At 56.4% G+C, this 24,681-nt stretch carries 20 protein-coding genes; 6 read left to right on the forward strand and 14 right to left on the reverse strand.

What is annotated here, in order from left to right; genetic code table 11:
* Positions 1–272: 272 nt before the first annotated feature.
* Both EDF82_RS22825 and EDF82_RS22830 read left to right on the forward strand, forming a co-directional pair.
* Complete coding sequence (locus tag EDF82_RS22825; protein ID WP_123757767.1) at positions 273–1,919, forward strand: Na+/H+ antiporter; 1,647 nt, start codon at positions 273–275, stop codon at positions 1,917–1,919.
* Between the two features lie 2 nt (positions 1,920–1,921).
* On the forward strand, positions 1,922–2,416 hold the full coding sequence (locus tag EDF82_RS22830) for a hypothetical protein (protein ID WP_123757768.1): 495 nt from the start codon (positions 1,922–1,924) through the stop codon (positions 2,414–2,416).
* A 41-nt stretch (positions 2,417–2,457) separates the two neighbouring features.
* Here EDF82_RS22830 and EDF82_RS22835 read toward each other — a convergent pair whose 3' ends face one another.
* Positions 2,458–3,339: a LysR family transcriptional regulator gene (locus EDF82_RS22835; protein WP_123757769.1), complete on the reverse strand. Its 882-nt coding sequence runs from the start codon at positions 3,337–3,339 to the stop codon at positions 2,458–2,460.
* 103 nt (positions 3,340–3,442) lie between these two features.
* Between EDF82_RS22835 and EDF82_RS22840 the strand changes: the two genes are divergently transcribed.
* On the forward strand, positions 3,443–3,853 hold the full coding sequence (locus EDF82_RS22840) for a CidA/LrgA family protein (RefSeq protein WP_123757770.1): 411 nt from the start codon (positions 3,443–3,445) through the stop codon (positions 3,851–3,853).
* The gene (locus tag EDF82_RS22845; RefSeq protein WP_123757771.1) at positions 3,846–4,535 is read left to right on the forward strand and encodes an LrgB family protein; all 690 of its coding nucleotides are present in this window, start codon (positions 3,846–3,848) and stop codon (positions 4,533–4,535) included. The genes EDF82_RS22840 and EDF82_RS22845 overlap by 8 nt, the downstream gene beginning before the upstream one ends.
* A 49-nt stretch (positions 4,536–4,584) precedes the next feature.
* On the opposite strand, the gene EDF82_RS22850 is transcribed toward EDF82_RS22845, so the two are convergent.
* Both EDF82_RS22850 and EDF82_RS22855 read right to left on the reverse strand, forming a co-directional pair.
* Positions 4,585–5,862 carry an ABC transporter substrate-binding protein gene (locus EDF82_RS22850; RefSeq protein WP_123757772.1) on the reverse strand — a complete coding sequence of 426 codons (1,278 nt, stop codon included), beginning with the start codon at positions 5,860–5,862 and terminating at the stop codon, positions 4,585–4,587.
* Positions 5,863–5,970: 108 nt separating this feature from the next.
* On the reverse strand, positions 5,971–7,266 hold the full coding sequence (locus EDF82_RS22855; RefSeq protein ID WP_123757773.1) for a Gfo/Idh/MocA family protein: 1,296 nt from the start codon (positions 7,264–7,266) through the stop codon (positions 5,971–5,973).
* Between the two features lie 47 nt (positions 7,267–7,313).
* Here EDF82_RS22855 and EDF82_RS22860 point away from each other — a divergent pair, with 47 nt between their 5' ends.
* Positions 7,314–8,891, forward strand: coding sequence for a hypothetical protein (locus EDF82_RS22860; protein WP_123757774.1), 1,578 nt, complete (start codon positions 7,314–7,316; stop codon positions 8,889–8,891).
* Between the two features lie 212 nt (positions 8,892–9,103).
* On the opposite strand, the gene actP is transcribed toward EDF82_RS22860, so the two are convergent.
* The 3 genes from actP to acs form a co-directional block, all read right to left on the reverse strand.
* Positions 9,104–10,753, reverse strand: coding sequence for a cation/acetate symporter ActP (gene actP / locus EDF82_RS22865; RefSeq protein WP_123757775.1), 1,650 nt, complete (start codon positions 10,751–10,753; stop codon positions 9,104–9,106).
* A complete protein-coding gene (locus EDF82_RS22870) occupies positions 10,750–11,064 on the reverse strand; it encodes a DUF485 domain-containing protein (RefSeq protein WP_123757776.1) in 315 nt (104 codons plus the stop codon). The genes actP and EDF82_RS22870 overlap by 4 nt, the downstream gene beginning before the upstream one ends.
* A gap of 181 nt (positions 11,065–11,245) precedes the next feature.
* Positions 11,246–13,204 carry an acetate--CoA ligase gene (acs, locus tag EDF82_RS22880; RefSeq protein ID WP_123757778.1) on the reverse strand — a complete coding sequence of 653 codons (1,959 nt, stop codon included), beginning with the start codon at positions 13,202–13,204 and terminating at the stop codon, positions 11,246–11,248.
* A 411-nt stretch (positions 13,205–13,615) separates the two neighbouring features.
* Between acs and gltP the strand changes: the two genes are divergently transcribed.
* Positions 13,616–14,929 (forward strand): glutamate/aspartate:proton symporter GltP, encoded by a 1,314-nt coding sequence (gene gltP / locus EDF82_RS22890; RefSeq protein WP_123757779.1) that lies wholly within the window; start codon positions 13,616–13,618, stop codon positions 14,927–14,929.
* A 36-nt stretch (positions 14,930–14,965) separates the two neighbouring features.
* On the opposite strand, the gene EDF82_RS22895 is transcribed toward gltP, so the two are convergent.
* The 8 genes from EDF82_RS22895 to alsR all read right to left on the reverse strand — a co-directional run bounded on the left by EDF82_RS22895 (position 14,966) and on the right by alsR (position 24,624).
* Positions 14,966–15,649 carry a tetratricopeptide repeat protein gene (locus tag EDF82_RS22895; protein WP_123757780.1) on the reverse strand — a complete coding sequence of 228 codons (684 nt, stop codon included), beginning with the start codon at positions 15,647–15,649 and terminating at the stop codon, positions 14,966–14,968.
* 495 nt (positions 15,650–16,144) lie between these two features.
* A complete protein-coding gene (gene fdhF, locus EDF82_RS22900; protein ID WP_123757781.1) occupies positions 16,145–18,292 on the reverse strand; it encodes a formate dehydrogenase subunit alpha in 2,148 nt (715 codons plus the stop codon).
* 275 nt (positions 18,293–18,567) lie between these two features.
* The gene (alsK, locus tag EDF82_RS22905; RefSeq protein WP_123757782.1) at positions 18,568–19,479 is read right to left on the reverse strand and encodes an allose kinase; all 912 of its coding nucleotides are present in this window, start codon (positions 19,477–19,479) and stop codon (positions 18,568–18,570) included.
* Complete coding sequence (alsE, locus tag EDF82_RS22910; protein WP_123757783.1) at positions 19,463–20,158, reverse strand: D-allulose 6-phosphate 3-epimerase; 696 nt, start codon at positions 20,156–20,158, stop codon at positions 19,463–19,465. The genes alsK and alsE overlap by 17 nt, the downstream gene beginning before the upstream one ends.
* A 10-nt stretch (positions 20,159–20,168) precedes the next feature.
* Positions 20,169–21,149: a D-allose ABC transporter permease gene (gene alsC, locus EDF82_RS22915; RefSeq protein ID WP_123757784.1), complete on the reverse strand. Its 981-nt coding sequence runs from the start codon at positions 21,147–21,149 to the stop codon at positions 20,169–20,171.
* Positions 21,128–22,660, reverse strand: coding sequence for a D-allose ABC transporter ATP-binding protein AlsA (alsA, locus tag EDF82_RS22920; protein WP_123757785.1), 1,533 nt, complete (start codon positions 22,658–22,660; stop codon positions 21,128–21,130). Before alsA ends, alsC begins: the two co-directional genes overlap by 22 nt.
* 77 nt (positions 22,661–22,737) lie before the next feature.
* The gene (gene alsB / locus EDF82_RS22925; RefSeq protein ID WP_123757786.1) at positions 22,738–23,673 is read right to left on the reverse strand and encodes a D-allose transporter substrate-binding protein; all 936 of its coding nucleotides are present in this window, start codon (positions 23,671–23,673) and stop codon (positions 22,738–22,740) included.
* Positions 23,674–23,736: 63 nt separating this feature from the next.
* Complete coding sequence (gene alsR, locus EDF82_RS22930) at positions 23,737–24,624, reverse strand: D-allose utilization transcriptional regulator AlsR (RefSeq protein WP_123757787.1); 888 nt, start codon at positions 24,622–24,624, stop codon at positions 23,737–23,739.
* Positions 24,625–24,681: the final 57 nt, after the last annotated feature.

The following is a 24,681-nucleotide window of genomic DNA, read 5'->3' on the forward strand; positions in this document are numbered from 1 at the left end:
CTGAGTAGCGTATCATCCAAAGACATGACGTCTCAGGTGTATATCCGTCATACTTCAAGTTGCATGAGCGTTGGCTGGTCCCGTTATTCGGCTCATCCATGAGCCTCACCCTTATCAGGGCCGCTGCTCGCAGCGTTCAAATCTGTTCCAGACAGATTTGTCACCCCAGTCACTTACTTCAGTAAGCTCCTGGGGATCCCCTGCGTCGCCGCCTGCCTGCAACTCGAATTATTTAGGGTATAAAATAATAAAATGTAGCGAACAGGGAACACATGGAAATATTCTTCACCATACTTATCATGACCCTCGTGGTCTCACTTTCCGGGGTGGTTACACGCGTACTGCCCTTCCAGGTTCCACTCCCATTAATGCAAATCGCCATTGGTGCGATGCTGGCGTGGCCGACCTTTGGTCTGCACGTTGAATTTGACCCCGAGCTCTTCCTGGTTCTGTTTATCCCGCCGCTGCTGTTTGCCGACGGCTGGAAGACGCCGACCCGCGAGTTTATTGAGCACGGCCGGGAAATCCTCGGGCTGGCGCTGGCGCTGGTGCTGGTAACAGTGGTGGGCATCGGCTTCCTGATTTACTGGATCGTTCCAGGTATTCCGCTGATTCCGGCATTTGCGCTGGCGGCGGTGCTGTCGCCGACCGATGCCGTTGCGCTGTCGGGCATTGTGGGTGAGGGACGCATCCCGAAAAAAATTATGGGGATCTTGCAGGGCGAGGCGTTGATGAACGATGCCTCCGGCCTGGTCTCGCTGAAATTTGCCGTCGCCGTGGCGATGGGGACGATGGTCTTTACCGTCGGCGGCGCGACAGTCGAATTCCTCAAGGTGGCGATCGGCGGCATCCTGGCCGGTTTTGTGGTCAGCTGGCTGTACGGGCGCTCGATGCGTTTCCTCAGCCGCTGGGGCGGCGACGAGCCTGCCACGCAGATCGTCCTGCTGTTCCTGCTGCCGTTTGCCTCCTACCTGATCGCCGAACATATTGGCGTCTCCGGGATCCTGGCGGCGGTCGCGGCGGGGATGACCATTACCCGTTCCGGGGTGATGCGCACGGCACCGCTGGCGATGCGCCTGCGTGCGAACAGCACCTGGGCGATGCTGGAGTTCGTGTTTAACGGCATGGTGTTCCTGCTGTTGGGCCTGCAGCTGCCGGATATTCTGTCGACCTCGCTGGTGGCGGCCGAAGCTGACCCTAACGTTGAAACCTGGATGCTGTTTACCGACATTATCCTGATCTACGCGGCGCTGATGCTGGTGCGTTTTGGCTGGCTGTGGACGATGCGTAAATTAAGCCAACGCTTCCTGAAAAAGAAACCGATGGAGTTTGGTTCATGGACTACCCGTGAGCTGCTGATCTCCTCCGTCGCCGGGGTGCGCGGGGCGATTACGCTGGCCGGTGTCCTGTCGATTCCGCTGCTGTTGCCGGACGGCAACGTCTTCCCGGCACGTTATGAGCTGGTCTTTTTGGCGGCAGGGGTGATCCTGTTTTCGCTGTTTGTCGGCGTGATTGCGCTGCCGATTTTGCTGCGCCATATCGAGTCGAGCGACCACGTCCAGCAGCGTAAAGAGGAGCGACTGGCCCGCGCGGCGACCGCCGATGTCGCCATTGTCGCGATTCAGAAAATGGAGGAGCGACTGGCGGCGGATACCAAAGAGAATATCGATAACCAGCTGCTGACCGAGGTCAGCTCCAGGGTGATCGGTAACCTGCGCCGCCGCGTTGACGGGCGCAACGACGTCGAAACCTCAATCCTCGAAGAGCAGCTTGAACGGCGGTTCCGTCTGGCGGCGCTGCGTTCGGAACGCGGGGAGCTGTATCACCTGCGTGCGACCCGGCAGATCAGCAATGAGACGCTGCAGAAGCTGCTGCACGATCTGGACCTGCTGGAAGCGCTGTTAATCGAAGATCAGTAACGTTGTACCTGTTCCCCGGTGGCGCTGCGCTGACCGGGCTACAGGACGGTGCGGGTGGGGCGTCTGATGGTGCGCCCACCCATCCCGGTGGCGCTGCGCTGACCGGGCTACGGGTCTGTGCGGGTGGGGCGTCTGATGGTGCGCCCACCCATCCCGGTGGCGCTGCGCTGACCGGGCTACAGGGCGGTGCGGGTGGGGTGTCTGATGGTGCACCCCCCCATCCCGGTGGCGCTGCGCTGACCGGGCTACAGGACGGTGCGGGTGGGGGGCCTGATGGTGCGCCCACCCATCCCGGTGGCGCTGCGCTGACCGGGCTACGGGTCTGTGCGGGTGGGGCGTCTGATGGTGCAGCCACCCATCCCGGTGGCGCTGCGCTGACCGGGCTACAGGACGGTGCGGGTGGGGTGTCTGATGGTGCACCCATCCATCCCGGCGGCGCTGCGCTGACCGGGCTACGGGTCTGTTCACCTGCCCCGGTGGTGCTACGGGGCGGTTGATTGGGTAGCCCGGACAGGCGCAACGCGCCGCCTCCGGGGCCTTATTCCAGCCAGAAGGCCTTACTACATTCCAGCCACGCCTGGGCGCTGTGCGACAGATAAACCCCTTCCCGCCAGATCATCCCCAGCTCCCAGTGCAGCTCACTCTGCAACGGTATCCAGCAAAAATCCTGCGCATCGAGGCGTTCACAGATTGGCTGCGGCAGGATCGCCACGCCGATGCCCGCCTGCACCATCGCCGCCAGGAAATCCCACTGGCCGCTGCGCACCGCGATACGGGGCTTCACATCATGGTAGGTAAACAGCGCCATCAGCTGGCGGCTGAGGGCGAAATCTTCGTTATAAATCACCAGCGGATGGGCCGCGAGCGCCTCCGGTGACAGCGATTTAACCTGCGCCCATTGCTCTGTCCTTGGGGTCAGCACGCACAGCGGGTGGTTGAACAGCGGCAGGGTGCTCAGGCCGCTGTTCTCATCAACCGGCAGCGCCGTCATCGCAAGGTCCAGCTCACCGTTGCTCACCGCTTGCTGCACCGTCAGGCCGCCAAACTCCGAAATCTTCAGCTCGACGCCCGGGTAGCGCTGGCGAAACTGGCTGATAGGCTCGGCCATCAGCATCCCCACCATCGGCGGGATCCCCAGTCTCAGGATGCCTTTGTGGAGATGGTTAATATCGCTCAGCTCCGATTCCAGCTGATGAAACTCACCCAGAATCGCTTGTCCGCGTTCGAAAACCACCCGGCCGGTATCGGTCAGCAGGAGCTTGCGGCCATCGCGAATCAACAGGGTGCAGTTCAGCTCATCTTCCAGATTTTTGAGCATCTTGCTGATCGTGGGTTGCGTCACAAACAGTTTTTCCGCAGCGCGCGTAAAACTCTGCTGGCGCACCACCTCGACAAAATAGCGCAGCGTTCGGATATCCATAATTATTCCCAGAGACTATACCTGTGATGATTTTAATTCATTTCTGTCCGTTCCGGCGGCTCTCTATACTGCACACCTCGCTTCTTTTTCAGGAATTTCGCTCATGGCCTTCGCGCCAGCTCGTGTGACCCCCCTCGTTGTACAACGCCTTCAGGTACCCGTTCAGGTGCTTATTTATGCCGGATTGTTTGTCTGCGCTGACTATCTGGTGAACTGGCTGCATCTGCCCCTGCCGGCGAATCTGGTCGGCATGTTGCTGCTGCTGGCGTTAATCGTCTGCCGGGTGATCCCGTTAAACTGGGTGCGGGCAGGCTCCCGCTGGCTGCTGGCCGAGATGCTGCTGTTCTTTGTTCCGGCGGTGGTGGCGGTGGTGAATTACAGCCAGTTGCTGATGGTGGACGGCTGGCGAATCTTCCTGGTGATTGCCCTGAGTACCATGATGGTGCTGGGGGCCACCGCATGGGTGGTGGATAAGGTCTATCGCTATGAAATCAGCAGGATGAAGCATGAGTAATTTTCAACTGAGCCTGCTGTGTCTGATCGTTACGCTGGTACTCTATTTCGCCAATAAGCGCCTGTATCGCCGTTTTCACAAGCTGCCGCTGATGCCGCTGGTGTTTACCCCGTTGCTGCTGGTGCTGATCCTGGTCTTTGGCCACATTTCCTATCAAAACTACATGGGCGAAGCCCACTGGCTGTTATGGCTGCTGGGGCCGGCGACCATCGCGTTTGCGGTCCCGGTGTATGACAACCTGGCGGTGATTAAACGTCACTGGATGTCGCTGAGCGCCGGGGTGACCACCGCGGTGGTCGTGGCGGTAACCAGCTCGGTCTGGCTGGCCCGGCTGTTAACCCTGCCGGACGAGATCCAGCGCAGCCTGGCGGTGCGGTCGATCACCACGCCGTTTGCACTGGCGGCAGCCAAACCGATCGGCGGCCAGCCGGAGCTGGTGGCGCTGTTTGTGGTGATTACCGGCGTGTTTGGCATGGCGGTGGGGGATGTGCTGTTTATGCGGCTCGCCATTCGCGGCGGGATGGCAAAAGGGGCCGGTTTTGGCGCCGCATCTCACGGCGCGGGTACCGCGCGTTCGTATGAGCTAGGGCCACAGGAAGGGGTCGTCGCCAGCCTGGTGATGATGTTGTCCGGCGTGGTGACGGTGCTGGCAGCACCGTTGGTCGGCTGGTTGATGTTCTGAGTGGCCGATCGGGTCTACAGCGGTTACGGCGCTGCAGGCCCGATCAGAATTAACGATTCAGACGGCGAACAATACGTTCAACCTGCTGGCGAAAATCGCTGACAACCTGGGCTACCGGCTGGCCCTGATCGAGCTTTTCGCGGGCGGACATAAACTGGTCGATCACCTGCAAATCTTCAATGTATGGCGTCGCGACAGCGGTGGTCGGCAGCGATTGTGCTTGCCTCAAACCGGCGACGACCGGATCGTTCGGGTCAATTACCCCTTTCTCCGTTAACAGCGTCTCGGCGGTTTTACTCAAGGGAATGCCGCGCTCAAGGCCAAGCGCCTCAATGGCCCGCGGGTCGTTGAGCAGGAAATTGACCAGCATCGCCGCTTCTTTAGGATGTCGGGTAGACTTCGCCACGGAGAACATCTGCGCGGTCTTGAAGTACACGCCTGACTCGGTCACGCCGGGCTGCATCACGTAATCGCCCAGCACCAGTTTGGCCGGTGGCGTGAGGTTGTTGATATACATGCGAATCGAAATATTCCAGGTAAAGGTCCCGCCCCATTCGCCATTGATCCACGGCTTCATTTCGTACAAATTGCCTTTGCCGTAAGAGGAGAGCGTTTTCGGCGACGGTACCACGTGGTCATCGCTGAGACGCTTCACAAAGCTGAACGCCTCCTCCCACTGCGCATCGCTCCAGGTAAATTTGCCGCGACTATCGAACATTGGCTTCTGGTATTTCTGCATCATGTAGGTGTTGAGCAGCAGGATGACGTCCTGATCGACCATGCTGTAGGGATAATAGTGATTGCCCAGCTTCTGCTGGAAACTTTTCCCGGCGGCAAAAAGCGCGTCCCAGGTTTTCGGGTAGGTCAGGCCGGCCTTGTTCCAGGTGACGTCGTTGTAGTAGAACACGGGCGCGTTGACCGAGATTGGCAGGCCGTTGAGCTTGCCTTTGATGGTGGTGGACTGCAAATCTTTGGCCTGATACTGGTCCAGATTCAGCGCATTTTTGAGCGTGTTCAGATCGTAATACCCCTCGCCATTTTTGGAAAAAATAATCAGCCACGGCCAGTTGGTTTGCATCACGTCCGGCTCGGTGCCGCTGGCCATCTGGGTTGTCAGACGCGAAAGATGCCCGTCCCAGCCGGTATATTCAGCCTTCACTTTGATCTCGGGGTTCGCTTTCTCAAAGGCTTCAAGCGCCTTCAGGGTCGCCTGGTGGCGGCTGTTGCCTCCCCACCATGACATACGTAATTCAACGGGCTGCTGTGCCCAGGCAGAGGTACAGGACAGTAACAGCGATGCGATAACACCTGACGCAAGTTTATTCATTACTTGTCTCCGGGAAGAGGCAAAAATATTGTTATTAAACAGGTGAGTAACAACTTAATACTGACTATTATTTCCGGCGCAGCTTCCTGCCGCGCCGAAAAGCGGGGCTTAGCGTTTCGCCAGGCGGGAAACCAGTTCGAACTCCTTAAAATTCACCGGGCGCTGTTGCTGCATAGAGATATTGCCCGCAATGCCGGTGAGAATAGACATCGCGCCTGCGCGGTGGTCGGCGGCACGCTGCAAGGGGTCGTGGCCCGGCTCGCCGAACAGATCCGCCAGCATGGCGTTGTCGCCGCCGCCGTGGCCGCCTTCACCGAGGGTGAAGTGTGCTTTCCACGGTTCGGCAAACATCGGGAAGACGGTGATGTCGCATTGCTCCAGACTGCCCTCATTTTCGCGTTTCCCGCCGGCGTTGACGTAGGGCTTCTCGACGATTTTCATCTCCAGACGGCCTTCGGTGCCGTTAAATACCACGTTCAATCCTTCCCACGGCAGATAGGCGTTAAGCGAGTAGGTGAGCTGGACCTGGTTTTGGTACTTCACCAGCACCGACATGGTGTCTTCGATGGTGATACCGTCGCTAAACACGCTCTGATCGCGGAAATAGTTGTCCTCATGCTCGGCGTCGAGGTACAGCGCTTTTAGCTGTTCGTTGTCTGCCATATTCAGCGCGAACGGGTCGTCTTTGGCTTCGGCAAAACCGTGGGTGCGCGGGTAGAACTGCGAGACTCCGCGTTGCTCTGCATTCTCTTTGCCGTAGAACTGCAGGCTGCCCTCGGCGTAAACGCGCTCCGGATAGCTGGCCAGCCAGAAGTTCATCAGGTCGAAGTGGTGAGTGGATTTGTGCACCAGCAGGCCGCCGCTGTTGCGTTTTTCACGATGCCAGCGGCGGAAGTAATCTGCGCCGTGCTCGGTGTTGAGCAGCCACTCAAAGTGGACGGAGGTCACGTTGCCAATCACGCCCTGCATCAGCAGCTCACGCACTTTGCTGTGATGCGGCGCGTAGCGATAGTTAAAGGCCACGCGCACGGTATGGCCGGTTGCTTCAATGGCGTCGAGAATACGCAGCGCGCGTTTTTCGTCGATGGTCATCGGTTTTTCAGTGATGACGTCGCAGCCCGCATGCAGCGCCCGGACGATATAGTCATCGTGGGTGCGATCCATGGTGGTGACGATGATGATATCCGGGCGCGTTTCACGGATCATCTCTTCGAACTGCGCCGCTTTCCAGGTCGATACCGGCTCTGCGCCTTCGTGCTGCAGCAGTTTATTGGCATAGTTCATGCGGGTCTGGTTGGTATCGCAGAAAGCGACCATTCTGGCATTATCCCGCCAGCTTCCAGCAATGGCGGAAATATATAAACCTGCACGACCTCCAGTACCGACCAGAGCATATGTTTTCATGGCATCCTCGCTTAAAATAAAAATTTGAATGTCAGCAAGGCGACGCCATGAAACGTATTCCGCATCAATTGATGGAGCTGAACAGCACTTTTATTTGGCACTGGCCCTGGTTTGTTCAGGGCGTTAAAAGCGCGAAACAGCACGGTTTCACCGGCATCATCCTGCACCAACAGGAACTGCTTTCTTTTCTTGCGACGCCCTCGCCGTTGAGTCAAAAGCTCAATGTCGAGAACCTGATTCATCAACAAAATTACGCGCTGCAATATTTAAAACGCGTCGACCAATATCTGGCGGAAAATAATTTATCCTTTTGGTTGCAGGGTGAAGCCGCGCCAAACGACGATATTATTAAGCGTAAATTTCCCGAACTGACTTTCGACGAAAAAAGCGCGCCGGATTTCTGGCAGCATTTCTATGCGGCGATATTGCATCCGCTACTTCACACTCTGCCGCATCTCAGCGGGCTGATTCTGAGCCTGACCACGCCGGACTTTCAGACCGCCCGTTGGCAACAAAGCCTGCGCGATGTCTGGAGCCTGCTGCGCGCCCAGGGCAAAAAACTGGTGCTGCGCGACTATATCGATGACAGCTGGCCCCGGCAGCAGCTCGCCAACATGCTGGCGACGCTTCCCGACGACGTTCGCGCCTCGGTCAAAGCCACGGAGCTGGACTATCACCCCGGTTTTGCTAACCACCCGCACATTGCCACGCTGCCGGGGCATAAAAAGTGGATCGAATACGATCTCTTTGGCACCGGCTACGGCTGGACCGCGCTGCCGTGCTATCTGGCCGATGAGATCAGCGGCCGTTTAAGCTGGGCGCTGAGCGCCGCCGAAAACGAAATTGAAGCCATCACGTCACGCGTCAGCTGGCAATGGTTGCCCGACAGCCGGGTGATGGACTCCGCCAACGCGGTGAATCTGTTTGGCCTTTCGGCGGCTAACCAGACCGCAGATGCGTCCCAGCCCTCTGCGTTTGAGCGCTGGGCCGATCATCAACAGCTCGGCTTTCGCTCAATGCAGGACAAATGCCAGCTGGCGGCCATCGTTCACGCCAGCTACGACTGGCTGTGTAAAACGCCGAACTTCCTGGGCCGCCGCCTGCACTACCAAAGCCAGATCCCGGAAAGCGTGGCGCAGGCACAACAGCTTTTGCACATGGACACCCGCAGCGCTAACTGGATGCATGCCTGGCAACCGCTGATGCCCACCGACGCCCCGGGACTCGCTAAAGAGCAGCGCGAGCTGGTGGCGCTGGAAAAAGAGGCCGCCTGCTTTTTGGCCTCGCGCACGGTACAAAACCTGCGTGAGCTGATGCCGCGTATTACCTGCCCAAACGATTCGCTGGAGATCCTGCTGGCCGCCTGGTGCAGCGCGGAAATCTACAGCCAGATGTTCTCCCGCGTGGCCGCCGCGATGACCGATGTCCTGTGGATCGATCGCTACGGTCAGCAAAGCCTGCCGGCGGATGTCCTACCAAAGCACCAGCAACGGCTGCTTCGCTACACCGACACGATGGATCGCTGGCTGGCTAACCCACCGGCTAGCGGCCCGCTGTTTCTGCCGCTGCTGTTAAGTCCGGCGCGGTTAGCTCGTTTTGCCAGCAGCCTGAGCCGTTCGCTGTGAAGTAAGCATAAAAACTGTGGCGGGTGTTGTCTGCAACTGGCGTAGAGGGAAAACCGGGGATGGGCGTGAAAAGCGGAAAAGCGTGATAGCCTTCGCGAATCGCAGATAAAGCCTGTGATACGCGTTGGCTTTTTTCATTTAAATGACGTGATAAACATCACCTGAAGCGGAAAAAAATGTGATCCCCGGCCATGCGGCCGGGGAGGGTCAGGTTAGTGCGCCTGGCCGCGTTCGATGCCGATCCCGGTCTGCGAACGGATAAACTGCGCGCGGAACTGCTCGCGCTCGCGCATCCCTTCGGCAGAGTTGTCGGTGGCAGAGAAGAACCAGATACCCACGAAGGCGATGGCGATAGAGAACAGCGCCGGATATTCATACGGGAATATCGCCTTTTCATGCCCGAGGATCTGCACCCAAATTGTCGGGCCGAGGATCATCAGGATCACCGCCGTCAGCAGCCCCAACCAGCCGCCGATCATCGCGCCGCGAGTGGTGAGTTTCGACCAGTACATCGACAGCAGAATGATCGGGAAGTTACAGCTGGCAGCAATCGAGAAGGCCAGACCCACCATGAAGGCGATGTTCTGGTTTTCGAACAGAATCCCCAGCAGGATCGCCACCACCCCCAGCAACAGCACGGTGATTTTTGACACCCGCAGTTCATCGCGCTCGCTGGCACCTTTGCGGAAGACGTTGGCGTACAGGTCGTGAGAGACCGCCGACGCGCCTGCCAGGGTTAAGCCCGCGACCACCGCCAGAATTGTGGCGAAGGCGACGGCGGAAATAAAGCCGAGGAACAGGTTACCGCCCACCGCATCAGCCAGGTGAACCGCCGCCATGTTATTGCCGCCAATCAGCACGCCCGCCGAGTCTTTGAACGCCGGGTTTGCCCCGACCAGCATGATCGCGCCGAAGCCGATGATAAAGGTCAGAATATAGAAATAGCCCATAAAGCCGGTGGCGTAGAACACGCTTTTCCGCGCCTCACGCGCATCGCTCACGGTGAAGAAGCGCATCAGAATATGCGGCAGACCGGCGGTACCAAACATCAGACCGAGGCCAAGGGACAGCGCGGATATCGGGTCTTTCACTAGTCCGCCAGGGCTCATAATGGCCGCCCCTTTCGGGTGAACCGCCATGGCTTCGCTGAACAGATTATTGAAGCTGAAACCAACGTGTTTCATGACCATAAAGGCCATAAAGCTGGCGCCGCACAGCAGCAGAACCGCTTTGATAATCTGCACCCATGTGGTGGCAAGCATGCCGCCGAACAGGACGTAGAGCACCATCAGCACGCCGACCAGCACCACCGCCACGTGATAGTTCAGGCCGAACAGCAGCTGAATCAGCTTGCCCGCACCGACCATCTGCGCAATCAGATACAGCGCCACCACCACCAGCGAGCCGCAGGCGGAAAGGGTACGAATCGGCCCCTGTTTCAGGCGATACGAGGCGACGTCGGCGAAGGTGTAGCGCCCGAGGTTACGCAGACGCTCGGCAATCAGGAACAGAATAATCGGCCAGCCGACCAGGAAGCCAAGGGAGTAAATCAGCCCGTCGTAGCCGGAGGTATAGACCAGCGCAGAAATACCGAGGAAGGAGGCCGCCGACATAAAGTCGCCGGCAATCGCCAGCCCGTTCTGGAAACCGGTGATATTACCGCCCGCAGTGTAATAGTCGTTGCGCGAGCGCACCCGTTTTGAGGCCCAGTAAGTGATATACAGCGTGAGGGCGACAAAAATCAGGAACATCACAATCGCCTGCCAGTTTGTCGGCTGGCGCTGCACCGCACCGGAAATAGCGTCAGCGGCGCTCACGGAAAAAGGGAGTGTGGCGGCAATCGCCGTCAAAACTTTTTTCATGATGCGTGCACCTCGTTAATCACACTTTTCGTCAGGCGATCAAACTCACCGTTTGCCCGCCAGACATAGATCCCGGTCAGTACAAAAGAGACAACGATAACGCCGATGCCAATGGGAATGCCTCGGGTGACGCTGGTGCCGGCATGCAGCGGCGTGCCGAGCCAGCCCGGGGCGAAGGCGATGAGCAAAATAAAGCCCACGTAGATAACCAACATAATCAGTGACAAGATGGCGGCAAACCTTTGCCGGGTAGCAACTAACTCCCTGAAATGCGCACTATCTTCTATCCGCTGACAAATTTGTTCATTCATTACAGCGTCTCCAGAGGTATCCCTTTTGTCATCCACGCGCCATTCATCGGCAGCACTTATCCGCCCGGCAGCGTGCTGTCGGGAAGAGGAGGGCTTGCGCTGTCCTGCTACGTGGAATCCTTAGGGGCTATTATTTATGTCCTCTCCCCTGAAGGGGAGAGGGTGTAGGGAATGCGTTGGTTTATGACGGCATGGCAATGGCCTGCTTCTCTTCGAGCAGTTTTTCCACTACGCCCGGATCCGCCAGGGTTGAGGTATCGCCGAGGTTGCTGGTATCGCCCGCGGCGATTTTGCGCAGAATACGGCGCATGATTTTACCGGAGCGGGTTTTCGGTAACGAATCGGTCCAGTGCAGCACATCCGGCGTGGCCAGCGGACCAATCTCTTTACGTACCCAGTTGCGCACTTCGGCATACAGTTCCGGCGTCGGTTCTTCACCGTGATTCAGCGTCACGTAAGCGTAAATCGCCTGGCCTTTAATGTTATGCGGAATGCCGACCACCGCCGCTTCGGCAATTTTCGGGTGCGAAACCAGCGCCGATTCGATTTCCGCGGTGCCCAGGCGGTGGCCGGAGACGTTCAGCACGTCATCCACGCGTCCGGTGATCCAGAAATAACCGTCTTCATCACGACGCGCGCCGTCGCCGCTGAAATACATATTCTTGAAGGTGGAGAAGTAGGTCTGTTCAAAGCGCTCGTGGTCGCCAAACAGCGTGCGCGCCTGACCCGGCCAGGAGTCAGCGATCGCCAGGTTGCCTTCTGTTGCGCCTTCCAGCGGGGTGCCTTCGTTATCGACCAGCACTGGCTGCACGCCGAAGAAAGGCCGCGTGGCGGAACCGGCTTTCAGCTCAATAGCCCCCGGCAGCGGCGTAATCATGAAGCCGCCGGTTTCGGTTTGCCACCAGGTGTCCATTACCGGGCATTTTTCGTTGCCGATCTTCTTCCAGTACCACTCCCAGGCTTCCGGGTTAATCGGTTCGCCGACGGAGCCCAGAATGCGCAGGGAAGAGCGGTCAGTGCCTTCGATAGCCTTATCGCCTTCCGCCATCAGCGCGCGGATCGCCGTCGGCGCGGTGTAGAGAATATTGACCTTATGCTTATCGACCACCTGGCACATGCGCGCCGGGGTCGGCCAGTTTGGCACGCCTTCGAACATCAGCGTGGTGGCGCCGCAGGCCAGCGGGCCGTACAGCAGATAGCTGTGACCGGTGACCCAGCCCACATCGGCGGTGCACCAGTAGATCTCGCCAGGATGGTAGTCGAAGACGTATTTAAAGGTAGTGGCCGCATAGACCAGATAGCCGCCGGTGGTGTGCAGCACCCCTTTCGGCTTGCCGGTGGAACCGGAGGTATAGAGGATGAACAGCGGGTCTTCGGCATTCATCTCGGCCGGCTGATGCTGGTCGCTGGCTTTTTCCAGCAGGTCGCTCCACCACAGGTCGCGATTTTCCTGCCAGTCGATTTTGCCGCCGGTGCGTTTGAGGACCACCACGTGTTCGATGGTGGTGACGTTCGGGTTTTTCAGCGCGTCATCGACGTTTTTCTTCAGCGGGATGGCACGACCGGCACGCAGGCCTTCGTCAGCGGTGATCACCAGGCGAGAGCTGGAGTCGATGATGCGCCCGGCAACCGCTTCAGGGGAGAAGCCACCGAAGATCACCGAATGGATAGCGCCGATACGGGCGCAGGCCAGCATAGCCACGGCCGCTTCGGGCACCATTGGCATATAGATGGCGACAACATCGCCTTTTTTAATCCCGAGATTGAGCAGGACGTTCGCAAAACGGCACACGTCGCGATGCAGTTCGCGATAGGTAATGTGCTTGCTTTGGCTGGCGTCGTCGCCCTCCCAGATAATCGCGGTCTGGTCGCCGCGTTCGGCGAGGTGGCGATCGAGGCAGTTCGCTGCGAGGTTCAGGGTGCCGTCTTCATACCATTTGATAGAGACGTTACCGGGCGCGAACGAGGTGTTCTTCACGCGGGTGTAGGGCTGCATCCAGTCAAGGATTTTGCCCTGCTCACCCCAGAAACTCTCGGGGTCAGTAATCGATTGTTGATAGTTTGCCTTGTACTGTTCCGGGTTAATCAGGCAGCTGTCCGCAATGTTAGCGGGAATAGAGTGTTTATGTATTTGGCTCATGGCTTTTTTTCTCCTTTAGATTGTTAAATATATGTCAAGTAAACGTTAATTGTAGGGGCTTTAGCGGCTTTGTTTGCTATTTGGGGGGCAGATCACGCATTAATTCAACTGAATGAAAATCAATCAAATGAAACTTTGAAGTGGAATAATTTCGGAGATGTATTTATAGAAATTGAATTTATGAAAATTTTTTTATAACAAATACTTATGCAATATAAGTGGGGAAAGTTCGTGAATTTATGCACAAAACCAGCGGAAAGCCCTGTTCTTAAACGCTTGCGTAGCATGCCGTGCAAATGATACTGATACCGCGCGTTAAAAAACCCCATAAAGCAACGCAACACAATTCATACCCCTTTCAGTGGGCATCATTACCTCTGGGAATGCTGCCTTTCATTGAGGAAGTCTGTAGTGAAGAAAAAAACAAACGTCAGTCTGGCCTGGCAAATTTTGCTGGCCCTGGTGCTGGGTATCCTATTGGGTAGCTACCTGCACTATCACGCCGAAAGTCGCGAATGGATCATTTCGAATTTCCTGACGCCGGCGGGCGATATCTTTATCCATCTGATCAAGATGATCGTCGTACCGATTGTTATTTCGACGCTGATCGTCGGGATTGCGGGTGTGGGCGATGCCAAGCAACTGGGCCGTATCGGCGCCAAAACCATTATCTATTTTGAAGTGATCACCACGGTGGCGATTGTGCTGGGGATTACCCTGGCGAACGTGTTCCAGCCGGGAAGCGGCATTGATATGTCGCAGCTGGCGGCGGTGGATATTTCGAAATATCAGAGCACCACGGCGGAAGTACAAAACCATGCTCATGGTCTGATGGGGACGATCCTGTCTCTGGTGCCGACCAATATCGTCGCCTCCATGGCGAAAGGCGAAATGCTGCCGATTATCTTCTTCTCGGTGCTGTTCGGGCTGGGGCTCTCTTCGCTGCCAGCGACGCATCGCGAACCGCTGGTCACCGTTTTCCGTTCCATCTCCGAAACCATGTTTAAAGTGACCCACATGGTGATGCGCTATGCGCCGGTCGGGGTGTTCGCGCTGATTTCCGTCACCGTGGCGACCTTCGGTTTCGCCTCGCTGTGGCCGTTGGCGAAGCTGGTGATTCTGGTTTACTTCGCGATTCTGTTCTTCGCGCTGGTGGTGCTGGGGACCGTGGCGCGGTTATGCGGGCTGAGCATCTGGATCCTGATCCGCATCCTGAAAGATGAGCTGATTCTGGCGTACTCAACCGCCAGTTCTGAGAGCGTACTGCCGCGAATTATTGAGAAGATGGAGGCCTATGGCGCCCCGGCTTCAATTACCAGCTTCGTGGTGCCGACCGGTTACTCCTTTAACCTCGACGGCTCGACGCTGTATCAGAGCATCGCGGCTATCTTCATCGCGCAGCTGTACGGCATTGACCTCTCTTTGTGGCAGGAAATTACCCTGGTGCTGACGCTGATGGTGACTTCGAAAGGGATTGCTGGCGTGCCGGGCGTCTCCTTCGTGGTGCTGCTGGCGACGCTGGGCAGCGTGGGGATCCCGCTGGAAGGCCTGGCCTTTATTGCCGGCGTTGACCGTATCCTCGATATGGCGCGTACCGCGCTGAACGTGGTGGGCAATGCTCTGGCGGTGCTGGTGATTGCTCGTTGGGAACACAAGTTTGACCGCAAAAAAGCGCTGGCGTATGAACGCGAGGTGCTGGGCAAATTTGATAAGACGGCCCAATAACATAACAGGCCCGGTGCTATCGCACCGGGCCTGTTCTTATCCTTTGCTTATTCTGTCGAACTCTTCACACCCGGTATCAAACCCTTCCAGACAACTGACGTTCAGCCAGTGCAGTGCTTTCTGGTGATTCGGCTCGATAAACCCTTTCTCTCCCTGCAGGAACATCATCCCGGCCCAGTATTCGGCATACCCGGTGCGCGACAGCGAGGAGCTGCGTTTAAAATAGTCCGTCGCCATTGCATCATCTTCCGCCGCCTGCACGCCGCTGGCGTAAATTAATCCCAGTAGCATTTGGGCATCAACGGCAGAGTCATTTTCCGGGTCCTGCGCGGCATCCTGCAGCAGCGAGATCGCGTGGGAATAATCCGTCTGGCCGGCCTGATGGTTGACCAGCACCCGGGCAAGGACGATCTCTCCGGCCTTACTGCCGGTCTGTACCGATTTCTCGGCCAGCTGCCGGGCCAGTTTGTAATCGGCCTGCTGCGGATTGCGTATTTTTAGCTGAGCCAGCAGCGCCAGGGCGTCACCGTCGCCGTTATCGGCCGACTTTTGCGCCCAGTATTCAGCCTGCGGATAATCGCCGGAACTGACATAGGTATCAGCAAGATAATATTGCGCACGCGGATTGCCAGCTTCCGCCTGCTGTTTGTACTGGCTTCCGGGTTCCATGGCGCCAGCGGTGAGTGAAAATAATGCCAGAAGTAAATAGAGGTATTTCATTTTTTATTATCAGTCAGGGACACAGCGAGCAGTATAAAGGGAGGCGAAAAAGAAGAAAATGGCAGCAACTGGCAGGTTTGGTGAAACCCGGGGGCGGCGCTAACGCGCCTTGCCCGGGCTACGGGTTGTACAGTCCGGTAACCCGGACAGGTGCGCAGCACCGCCTCCGGGGAGGCGGAGGGCTTTCAGCTTGCCGTGCTCGTCAGTCACCGACAGTTCGGCGATGTTCCCGGGGGCGGCGCTAACGCACCTTGCCCGGGCTACGGGTGTGCAGTCTGGTAGCCCGGACAGGTGCGCAGCACCGCCTCCGGGGAGGCAGCCTGGTTAACCCATCGCGCTTTCGCGCTGGCGGGCTTTCAGCTTGCCGTATTCGTCAATCACCGACTGCCCGGCGATGTTCCCGGGGGCGACACTGACGTGCCTTGCCCGGGCTACGGGCGTGCAGTCCGGTAGCCCGGACAGGTGCGCAGCACCGCCTCCGGGGAGGCGGTGTTGTTAACCCATCGCGCTTTCGCGCAGGCGGGCTTTCAGCTTGCTGTACTCGTCAATCACATACTGCTCGGCGGCGCGTTGATCGGCGATGCGCTCAACGTTCACGGCGCAGTACTTGTACTCCGGCGTCTTGGTTATCGGGCTCAGGTTCTCGGTCACCAGCTCGTTACAGGCGCCAATCCACCACTGGTAGGTCATATAGACCGCCCCTTTGTTCGGCCGGTCGCTGACCTGGGCACGGGTGATGATCCGCCCTTTGCGCGAATTGACCCACACCAGCGCTTCATCTTCAATCCCCAGACGCGCGGCGTCGGCGGTGTTGATTTGCGCATAGCCCGGTTCATCCGCCAGTGCGGCCAGCGCCGCACAGTTGCCGGTCATCGAACGACACGAATAGTGGCCCACTTCACGCACCGTGGAGAGCACCATCGGGTACTCGTCGGTCAGCTTGTCAATCGGCGCAACCCAGTCGCAGGTATAGAACTGCGCCAGGCCGTTCGGGGTATCAAACTTCTCTTTAAACAGATAAGAGGTCCCCTGATCGGCATCGGACTCGTCGCGACACGGCCACATGATGTAACCCAGTTCGCCCATTTTCTCGTAGGTGGCACCGTAGAAATCCGGGCACAGATGCCGCAACTCGTCCCAGATCTCCTGGGTGTTGTTGTAGTGCATCGGGTAGCCCATCCGGGTGGCGATTTCACTGATGATCTGCCAGTCGGTTTTCAGGTCCCACTTCGGCTCTACCGCTTTAAAGAAGCGCTGGAAGCCACGGTCGGCGGCGGTATAGACGCCTTCATGCTCGCCCCACGACGTTGACGGTAAAATCACATCCGCCGCCGACGCGGTTTTGGTCATAAAGATGTCCTGGACGATAACCAGTTCCAGCTCTTCAAACGCTTTACGCACGGCGGACAGCTCGGCGTCGGTCTGGAGCGGATCTTCCCCCATGATGTACGCCGCCCGCACTTCGCCATGTGCCGCGCGGTGCGGCAGCTCGCTGATGCGGTAGCCGGTGTGTTCCGGCAGGCTGTCGACGCCCCAGGCCCTGGCGAACTTCTCGCGGTTTTCCGGGAACTTCACATACTGGTAGCCCGGATAGGTATCCGGCAGCGCGCCCATATCGCAGGCACCCTGGACGTTGTTCTGCCCGCGCACCGGGTTGACGCCGACGCTCGGTTTACCGAGGTTGCCGGTCATGATCGCCAGGCTGGTCAGCGAGCGGACGGTTTCCACCCCCTGATAGAACTGGGTGACGCCCATGCCCCACAGGATCGCGGCGGATTTGGCGCTGGCGTACATCCGGGCGCATTCGCGGATTTGCTGCGCGCTGACGCCGGTGATCGCTTCCACCGACTCCGGCGTGTAGCCTTCGACGATTTTGCGATACTCCTCGAAGCCCTCGGAACGGCTGGCCACGAAGGATTTATCGTAGAGATCTTCCTCGATGATGACATGCCCGATGGCGTTGAGCAGCGCGATGTTCGAGCCGTTTTTCAACGCGATGTGCATATCGGCAATGCGCGCGGTTTCAATTTTGCGCGGATCGCAGACGATAATTTTCGCCCCATTACGTTTGGCGTTAATCACGTGATTCGCCACGATGGGGTGTGAATCTGCCGGGTTGTACCCGAAGATAAACACGAGATCGGTGTTATCAATCTCTGTGATGGCATTACTCATGGCGCCATTACCGACCGACTGGTGCAGACCTGCAACCGAAGGGCCGTGTCAGACGCGCGCGCAACAGTCGACGTTATTGGTACCAATAACGGCGCGTGCGAATTTTTGCATCACATAGTTGGTTTCATTGCCGGTCCCGCGGGATGAGCCGGTGGTCTGGATAGCATCCGGGCCGTACTTGGCTTTAATCTCGCTGAGGCGGGTGGCGACGTAGTCGAGAGCCTCGTCCCAGGAGACGGATTCCAGTTTGCCGCCACGCTGACGGCGGATCATCGGGGTTTTCAGACGCGGGGTGAGGATCTGGGTATCGTTAATAAAGTCCCAGCCATAGTAGCCTTTCAGGCACAGGGTTCCCTGGTTGGTTTTCCCCTGTGCCGCCTCAGCCCGGACGATTTTGCCGTTATCGACCACCAGATTGATTTTGCAACCTGATGCGCAATACGGGCAAACCGTGACGACTTTTTTCATCGGTCTTGCTCCAGTTAATCAATGGGCGCATACGCGCTATCTCGCCCTCAATATGCATCTTCTATGCCATGTTTTCATTGTGTGTATTCACTGATAATACGTCGATTTTTTGGTCTGAATGCTGACGAAAAGCAGGCAATCGTCAGTTTTGACGTGTCGAAGTGAAGGGATGTGACGTGGGGAAGGGGCGTACCGGGTAGCCCGGACAGGTGCGCAGCACCGCCTCCGGGGATTCAGGATCGGAGACGTTACTGCACTTATCGGTATAACCGGGTCTAGGTTAAATAACGGCTACGTGCGAGCGTTGCTGCGCCCTGAGCGCCGTTAAACGCTGAGGACGAGGCGGTAACAAAGCGTACGACCTGGTAAGGCAGCGGACGGCGAACGTAGGTTTTAACCATGACGATTAGCGCGTCGCGCGGGAAGGCGGGCATATCCATCACGCCGCCGCCGAGGATCACCGCGTCCGGGTCAAACAGGTTGATGCTGGTGGCGATAGCGCGGGCTGCGTGGTTCAGCATCGCCTGCACAAACGGCTCCTGTGCAGCGTGGACAAACAGCTCGCCTAGCTCATACGTGCGCGGCTGTTGTTCATACCAGCGCTTTAACGCGATACCGGAACAGACGGTTTCCAGGCACGCAGGGTTGCCGCAGGCGCAGGTGAGAGCGCCATCACCTTGAGGAATATGCCCCAACTCGCCCGCAACGCCGTGCGCACCGGTCCACGGCCCGCCGTTCAGCCAGACGGCGAAGCCCATGCCGGTGCCGAGATAGGCCGCCAGCACCTCCTGCTCCTCGAGATCGTTTTCCTGAACGTCAAAAGAGAGCTGTAGATTTACATCGCGAGAAAACTCAACCGGGCAGCCAAGCGCCGCTTCCAGCCGGTCAGCCAGGTTATACAGGTCGTCAGCGGCCAGAGGCAGGTTAGGCGTTGAGATAATCGTCCGTTTGTCTTTTGCCACCAGTGCCGGGAACCCCATCACCAACCCGCTACAATGGGCTGCATAATGGCTAAGATGCTGCTGCAACAGGTTTTTAATGCCGTTGACCAGGCCATTAGGGGTTATCACATCAGCAGTACGCAGCTTTTCGCAGTGCAGCGCTTCGCCCTGCGATGTTTGCAGACAAAAACGGATATGGGTCGCCCCCATATCCACGCCCGCGACGACGTTACGCTGTTTTTGCATGAGGCAGTACCTCGTTTTTCGCCGCCAGGATCTGCTGTTCCATGATTTGCCACGCGTCATCAATCTGGTCGGCATGGTTAAAGAGACCGGAAGTGCCGACGATAAAGACATCTGCGCCCGCCGCCATCAGCTTTTTATAGGTGGCTTTGTTACAGGAACCGTCGATTTCAATTTCGTAGCTCAGACCGTCGCGCTCGCGCCAGGCTTTCAGTTCGGCAATTTTCTCCAGCATCTCCGGGATAAACGGCTGTCCGGCGAAGCCCGGATCGACGGTCATTACCGTGATTTTGTCGGCTTTATGAATGTAGTACTTCATGGCCTCAACCGGCGTTTCCGGATTCAGGATCAGCCCGACTTTCATGCCGTGGCGGTGAATCTCCTCAATCAGGCGGAAGGCCTGGCCGTTGATGGTTTCCGGGTGCAGGGTGATAAAGTCTGCGCCTGCCTGCGCCAGTTGGCTAATGTAATCCTGCGGACGAGTGACCATCAGATGGCAGTCCAGCGGCTTACTGGCCAGCTTTTTCACCTGGCTGACGAAAAACGGTGACAAAGTGAGGTTCGGCACAAAGTGACCGTCCATGATGTCGATGTGAAAATAGTCTGCATGCTGGTCGATAAACTCGATCTGTTCTTTAAATTTCAGAAGATCCATACACATTAACGAGGGAGCAATTTTCATCATAAATTCCTTACTTACTGATAAGACGGTCGAGGGCGACAGCCGCGATAATTAATCCACCCATCACCACCAGCTGGTAGTAGGTTTGTACCTGCAGAATATTCAATCCGTTGTTGATGGTGCCGATGATCAGACCACCTATCACCACTGAGAAAATACGTCCCTTACCACCGAAGAAGCTGGTACCGCCGATAATGGCACTGGCAATGGCGTATGTTTCAAAGCCCATCCCGGCCAGTGGTTCCGCTGCCCCCAGTCGCGCAGTGGAGACCACGCCAGCCAACCCGGCACAGACGCCAGAGATGATAAAGACCAGCAGCATGTGGAACTTGACGTCGATACCGGAGTAGAAGGCTGAGTTTTTGTTACCACCAAGGGCATAGATGTTGCGACCCAGTCGCGTACGGGTAGTCAGGAACCACAGGATCACCGCCACAATCAGTGAGAAGATAACCGGAACCGGGATCCCAAGCGGCGTAGCGGCAAAGAAGTTAACGAAGTCAAACGAGAAGCCGTACACCGAGTTGGCATCAGAGATAACCAGCGTAATACCGCGGAAAATAGCGTTAGTGCCGAGCGTAATAATGAACGGATGCAGGCCGGTCCAGTTGACCAGACAGCCGTTGATAGCACCTAGCGCACCACCTACCAGCACGCCGCCGATCAGCGCGGCGAGGAACGGATCGACGCCCGCGAGCATCAGCTTAGCGGTGACCATCCCGGAGAGTGCGAGAATCGCTCCGACCGACAGGTCGATCCCGGCGACGAGGATCGCGAAGAACTCGCCCATGCCGATCAGTACGGTGACGGAACTCTGAACGAAGATCTGCGTAATGTTGTTGGTCGTCAGGAAGTACTCTGACGATAGGGTGCCGAAAATCGCCACGATAATGGCGAGGATAAAAAAGGTGCCGTATTTATCCCAGAACAGCGCGAAGTTAAACGGCTTTTTTTCACCGGTTTCGCCTTTTACTCTTGAGGCAGTGCCCATACCATAATCTCCTCTTCGCTCATGTCGTCACGATTGGTCAGAATTTGCGTCATTTGCCCTTCGCAGAACACGGCGATGCGGTCGCAGACGGCGATAATTTCAGGAAGTTCAGACGACACCATCAAAATGACCTTTCCGTTATCGGCCAGTTGGCGCATCACTTTATAAATTTCAGCTTTCGCCCCGACGTCGATACCGCGCGTGGGCTCATCAAAAATAATGACGTCAGGGTTGCAGCATAACCATTTAGAAATCAGTACCTTTTGCTGGTTTCCACCGGAAAGTTCGGTAATGTTCTGATCGACGGAATGGCACTTCAGGGCCAACAGCTTGCGTTGTTCCTCCGCTGTTTTGCGTTCTTCTCCTTCATGAAACAACCCCATTGCACCTTTATAACCACCGCGTTTCAGGCTCTGACTCACCGCCATGTTCTGTGCAATAGTGAAATTACCGAAGAAACCATTCTCACGGCGGCTTTCCGTGATGTAGCCCATGCCTTTCTTTAAGGCATCCAATGGTGAGCGAGGAGAAATCTCCTTGCCGTTGAGGTGAATTTCGCCGCAGCTGCGCTTATCGACGCCGAACAGGCAGTCCATTAATTCAGTACGTCCGGAGCCAACCAGTCCGGCAAAACCGAGAATTTCGCCGCGATTAACGCTAAAGGAGATACCCCGGACCTTTTTCTTGTCATGGCTGGTGACGTTTTTCACTTCGAACACCGTCTCGCGAGCGATATTGCCGCTGCTCTCTTTCATAGCATTGAAGCGGTTTTGCAGCTCGCGACCGACCATCAGGCGCACGATGTCGTCATTGTTAACCTCGCTGACCATCCCGCTGCATACGCTACTGCCGTCTTTCATCACCGTGTAGCGATCGCATATGCGGCGGATTTCCGCCAGCTTGTGCGAGATATACACGATAGCGGTGCCCTCTTTACGCAGCTGGTTCATGATCAGGAACAGATAATCCACCTCTTTATTAGTCAGCGAGGAGGTGGGTTCATCCATGATCAGCACTTTGGCGTCCAGCATCAGCGTCTTGGCTATCTCCAGCATCTGCTTATGGCTGATAGAGAGATTCGCCACCTTTTCTTCTAAATCGACCTTCAGCCCGACGCGTAGCAGCATCATTGCCGCCCGTACGCGCATCTCTTTCCAGTCGATAACGTTGATGCCGCAGACTTTTTTTGTCAGGTGCCGACCAATATATAAATTTTCCAGCACCGTCAATTCATCAATAACGCTGAGTTCCTGATAAATAATACCGATGCCAAGCTGGGCCGCTAATTTATGGTCAAGCTTGTCGTAGTTGACGTTATTAATGGTAATGGTGCCTTTGGTCGGTTCATATATTCCCGACAAAACTTTCATCAGCGTTGATTTACCGGCACCATTCTCCCCTAATAACGCATGTATTTCGTGGGGGTAAACAGTTAAATCAACCGACTTTAATGCGTGAACCGGACCAAAGGATTTGCCGATCCCCGCCATTGAAATATATGGCGTGAGCATAGAGATTCCTTATGTTTTCACCCCCACCCGGTGGTGAGAGGACCGGGGTGAGGGCAACCGACCGGACAAGGCCTGAATTATTTCGTCACCAGAATGGAATCCACCAGCTTAAATTCCGGGGTTTTATCCAGCGCGATGACTTTGCCGCTCTTCTCTGCATCAACCATTAGCTTCAGACCGGTTGCACCAATATCCGCTGGGTTCTGCGCGATAGTGGCGGTCATCTGTCCGGCTTCGACCATTTTGCGTGCCTCAGGAATACCGTCGGTACCGACAACCAGAATTTTGCCGGTTTTGCCGGCATTGGCGACGGCCTGGGCAACGCCCATTGCCATCGTGTCGTTAGCGCAGTAAATCGCTTTGACGTTTGGGTTACGCTGCAGCACGTTAGTGGCAACGTCCAGTGCTTTGATACGGTCCCAGTCGGCTGGCTGACTAGCAACCAGCTTGATCTGGCTTGCTTTTTTGAAGGCTTCGCTAGCGCCGTTGCGGCGAGCTTCGCCGGAGGCGTTACCGGCTTTGCCTTCAATAATAGCGACTTCACCACCTTCAGCGCCCAGCCTGTCAACGATAAACTCCGCCCCTTTTGCCCCTACCGCCACGTTATCGGTAGTCACAAAGCCTTCCACGTTGCCGCCGGCCTTCTTCAGGTTATCCATATCGATTTTTTCATCGAGGTTGACCAGATAGATGCCCTTTTTCCATGCTTTAGCCACCGGCATTACCAGGTTTACGGAGGAGAGCGGTGCAAAGGCGATACCTTTGTAGTTTTTGTTGCTCAGATCTTCAAACAGCTGCAGCTGCGACTGAAAATCGCCTTCAGAAGGGGAAGCAAAAATATCGACGCTGACGCCCAACGCTTTAGCTTCATCTTCAATGCCTTTTTTCATATCAACCCAAAATGGGTTCGATAAGGTTTTCAATACGACAGCGTAATCGGCGGCGGCAAAGGCGCTGGTGGATAACATTACGCCCATGAGCGTGCCGCTGAAAATTTTCAGATATTTATTCATGGCAGTATTCTCGATGTAGGATACAGTTATATTGATCCCACTAGTGTGGGATCGGTTTTTTATTTACTTAAGCGCGCCGGGTGAAAATAAATTAACAATCGCGCCCGTTTTTTGCATGTTTAAATTCGCTTGTTCAATATCGAGTTGTGCAACGGAAACAAAAAAAGCATCTAATAACGTTAGTTGTAATATACGCGCGGAGGCGTTTCGTCCTAATAAAGGCGTCTCTGGTGCTGGCGAACAAATAATAAAATCAGCTAATTTAGCAATCGGTGAATGATAGCTGTGGGTGATGCAGATAATTTTGGCCCCGTTCTTTTTAGCCAATTCTACTGCCGATTTAATATCGCTGGTGCGCCCCGAGTGCGACACAACCAGCACTACGTCCCCTTCTTTCAGCAATGAGGCGGACATCATCATGATATGCGCGTCTGGATAAGTCTGGCAGCGCACGCCGATGCGTAAAAACTTGTGCTGCACGTCAGCACAAATGGCGTTAGATCCGCCCGCACCGTACAGGTCGCGTTGGTTAGCCTGGGCAAAGAAGCGCGCCGCGCGGTGAATTTCGTCAACGTTGACGATCGACTGACCTTCCATAATGGTGCGTAGGGTGATGTTAAACACCTTATTCACCACATCCTGCGGTGCCTCATCAAAGGAAAGCTCAGCCGGAAGCACCTGCTCTGACTGCGAAAAATAGTCCTCCAGCGCGCTGCGCAGATTACGAAAACCGCTAAAACCCAACAGCTTGGAAACCTTGACGATCATGGCCTCGGATACGGATAGCGCTTCCGCGACGTCTTTGATTGCCGGTGCATCGCTGAGATTGCCGGGAGTAAGTACCCATTCGACGATGCGGCTTTCGTTTTCGGTCATGCCTTCCTGCTTCATACGTAGCCAGGGCGCAAGGCCGATACCGTTGGGGAGCGAACTGGGTTCTGACTGATTCATCGCTTTCTCTATGTCCATAAAATGAAGACGTCACTATATCACCACAGGCGAATCGGA

Source organism: Klebsiella sp. BIGb0399 (genome assembly GCF_003752615.1).
Lineage (GTDB): Bacteria > Pseudomonadota > Gammaproteobacteria > Enterobacterales > Enterobacteriaceae > Klebsiella > Klebsiella lignicola.

Bases quoted from the DNA above. Each gene is read 5' to 3' on its own strand.
- alsK (WP_123757782.1), bottom strand. From the start codon at position 19,479: ATGCAAAAACAGCGTAACGTCGTCGCGGGCGTGGATATGGGGGCGACC.
- actP (WP_123757775.1), bottom strand. From the start codon at position 10,753: ATGAAAAAAGTTTTGACGGCGATTGCCGCCACACTCCCTTTTTCCGTG.
- alsC (WP_123757784.1), bottom strand. From the start codon at position 21,149: ATGGGCACTGCCTCAAGAGTAAAAGGCGAAACCGGTGAAAAAAAGCCG.
- EDF82_RS22860 (WP_123757774.1), top strand. From the start codon at position 7,314: ATGAAACGTATTCCGCATCAATTGATGGAGCTGAACAGCACTTTTATT.
- EDF82_RS22855 (WP_123757773.1), bottom strand. From the start codon at position 7,266: ATGAAAACATATGCTCTGGTCGGTACTGGAGGTCGTGCAGGTTTATAT.
- alsB (WP_123757786.1), bottom strand. From the start codon at position 23,673: ATGAATAAATATCTGAAAATTTTCAGCGGCACGCTCATGGGCGTAATG.
- EDF82_RS22850 (WP_123757772.1), bottom strand. From the start codon at position 5,862: ATGAATAAACTTGCGTCAGGTGTTATCGCATCGCTGTTACTGTCCTGT.
- alsR (WP_123757787.1), bottom strand. From the start codon at position 24,624: ATGAATCAGTCAGAACCCAGTTCGCTCCCCAACGGTATCGGCCTTGCG.
- EDF82_RS22870 (WP_123757776.1), bottom strand. From the start codon at position 11,064: ATGAATGAACAAATTTGTCAGCGGATAGAAGATAGTGCGCATTTCAGG.
- EDF82_RS22895 (WP_123757780.1), bottom strand. From the start codon at position 15,649: ATGAAATACCTCTATTTACTTCTGGCATTATTTTCACTCACCGCTGGC.
- EDF82_RS22840 (WP_123757770.1), top strand. From the start codon at position 3,443: ATGGCCTTCGCGCCAGCTCGTGTGACCCCCCTCGTTGTACAACGCCTT.
- alsE (WP_123757783.1), bottom strand. From the start codon at position 20,158: ATGAAAATTGCTCCCTCGTTAATGTGTATGGATCTTCTGAAATTTAAA.
- acs (WP_123757778.1), bottom strand. From the start codon at position 13,204: ATGAGCCAAATACATAAACACTCTATTCCCGCTAACATTGCGGACAGC.
- EDF82_RS22835 (WP_123757769.1), bottom strand. From the start codon at position 3,339: ATGGATATCCGAACGCTGCGCTATTTTGTCGAGGTGGTGCGCCAGCAG.
- EDF82_RS22845 (WP_123757771.1), top strand. From the start codon at position 3,846: ATGAGTAATTTTCAACTGAGCCTGCTGTGTCTGATCGTTACGCTGGTA.
- alsA (WP_123757785.1), bottom strand. From the start codon at position 22,660: ATGCTCACGCCATATATTTCAATGGCGGGGATCGGCAAATCCTTTGGT.
- EDF82_RS22825 (WP_123757767.1), top strand. From the start codon at position 273: ATGGAAATATTCTTCACCATACTTATCATGACCCTCGTGGTCTCACTT.